Below are 1775 nucleotides of genomic sequence, written 5' to 3'. Positions count from 1 at the left end.
CCCGCCAGCAGGGACTCGCCCAGATTTCCGCCCGCCAGAGCGCCCACGCCAGCGCCGCCCGCAGCGCCGATCACCGTCCCGCGATCCCGGCCCTTCTTCGCCTGCAACAGGCAATAGCGCACATCGTCGCGGTCGCGCGGCGCGGCCCTCGCCACCCGCGCGCGCTCCTTGCTGCTCAGCGACGCTGCCATGACCGGCGAGGCGGCGACCGTTACGCCAGCGGCTATCATCATGATTTTGGCCAGCTTCATGACCGATACTCCTTCCGAAATTGACTTGCGCTAATACGCCGCCCCTGCGCCGGGGTTCCTCACACGCTGCGCACGCGCGCATCCCCGCGCCGTCCCAGCATCAGTTCGGTCAGCGCCCACACCAGCGCGTCCGCGCGGTCGGGCGACCGCCCCGGACCCACATAGCCGCCCCCCGCCACCAGCCCGCACATCTGGTCTTCCAATTGCCAGAAGGCGCCCAGATGCAGCACGCGCCCCGCTTCATACAGCGCCGCCACGGGTTCCGCCCGCGCCGCCTTGCCCCGGCTGGCATGGACCAGCCGCACCGGCAGCGCCGCCTCCGCCGCGCGCAGCACGCTTTCCACCATCGCCCCGCCATTATTGGCCTCCGCCACCACGCGGTCGGCCCCATGCGCTACCGCAGCCGCCGCCACCGCGCGGGCCCAGCCTTCCGGCGTCGCCTTCTCCACGCTCGCGTCAGCGATCACATAGGCGCGCCCGTCCTGCCCCAGCCCGGCAACCACGATCCCGCAAGCGTCGCCCGTCGCCGAAGCGGGCGGGTCGACCGCCACCACCACGCGCGCCAGCGGACCCGCGCCATCCTCTCCGGCAGGCACATGCCGCGCCCGGCACCGCTCCAGCAAGGCGCGGTTCCACAGCGCGCCTTCGACATCCTCGATCAGCTCGCCTTCCAGTTCCTGCCGCCCCAGCCGCGTGTCGCCATAGCTGCGCTCCATCGCCGCGATGAAGCCTTCGGCCAGGTTCGCGCCATTGTCCGCCGTCCGCCCCCGCGTCACGGCCACGTCCGCCCCATCCAGCGCCACCAGCCTGCGGACCAGCGGCACCGGGCGCGGAGTCGTCGTCGCCAGCACGCGCGGCGCGCGGCCCAGCCGCATCCCCATCATCAGATTGTCCCACGCCGCTTCCCCGCCCGCCCATTTGGCGATCTCGTCCGCCCAGCCATGGCTGAACTGCGGACCGCGTAGCGTTTCCGGGTCGGCCGCGCCGAACAGGATCGCCATCGCCCCATTGGGCCAGATCAGCCGCCGCAGCGCCGGCGAAAAGGCAGGCCGGTTCCACCAGGGCGCGATCGCCAGCAATCCCGAAGGCCCCTCCACCATCACCGACCGCGCCTCGCCCAGCGTCGCCCCGACCAGCGCGATCCGCGCGCCGCCGTCCCCTTCCGCTATGGCGCGCACCCATTCGGCACCCGCGCGCGTCTTGCCAAAGCCGCGCCCCGCCATCATCAGCCAGATCCGCCACGCCCCCTCCGGCGCAAGCTGCTCCGGCCGCGCGGCCCAGCTCCAGTCATGCGCCAGCGCCTGCGCCGCCGCATCGTCCAGCCCGGCCAGTATCCGCTCCCGCGTTTCCGGGGACAGCAAGGCCAGCCGTTCGAAATCCGAAGTCCCACCCATAGCTCCGCCTTTCCCGCCCGCCACGATGCGGCGACGGATGGAAGTGATTCACTTCAAAGTTGATCTATATGGCCGCCCGCCCCCGCCGCCGATGCTGACGCGTCCGGCAGGCAGCGCCGGTCTCGAACCG

2 protein-coding genes are annotated in these 1775 nt (G+C 72.2%); both read right to left on the bottom strand.

All coding sequences use genetic code 11. The features are described 5' to 3' along the window. The coding region (locus L288_RS29015) for a hypothetical protein (RefSeq protein ID WP_021237687.1) at positions 1-251 on the bottom strand (251 nt) is incomplete at its 3' end. A 59-nt stretch (positions 252-310) separates the two neighbouring features. After that, positions 311-1645 (bottom strand): DNA-packaging protein, encoded by a 1335-nt coding sequence (locus L288_RS29010; protein WP_021237686.1) that lies wholly within the window; start codon positions 1643-1645, stop codon positions 311-313. Between the last annotated feature and the right edge of the window lie 130 nt (positions 1646-1775).

This window comes from Sphingobium quisquiliarum P25, from assembly GCF_000445065.1.
Lineage (GTDB): Bacteria > Pseudomonadota > Alphaproteobacteria > Sphingomonadales > Sphingomonadaceae > Sphingobium > Sphingobium quisquiliarum.
The sequence above is the reverse complement of the archived record's forward strand: the minus strand, read 5'-3'. Positions and strand labels throughout refer to the sequence as shown.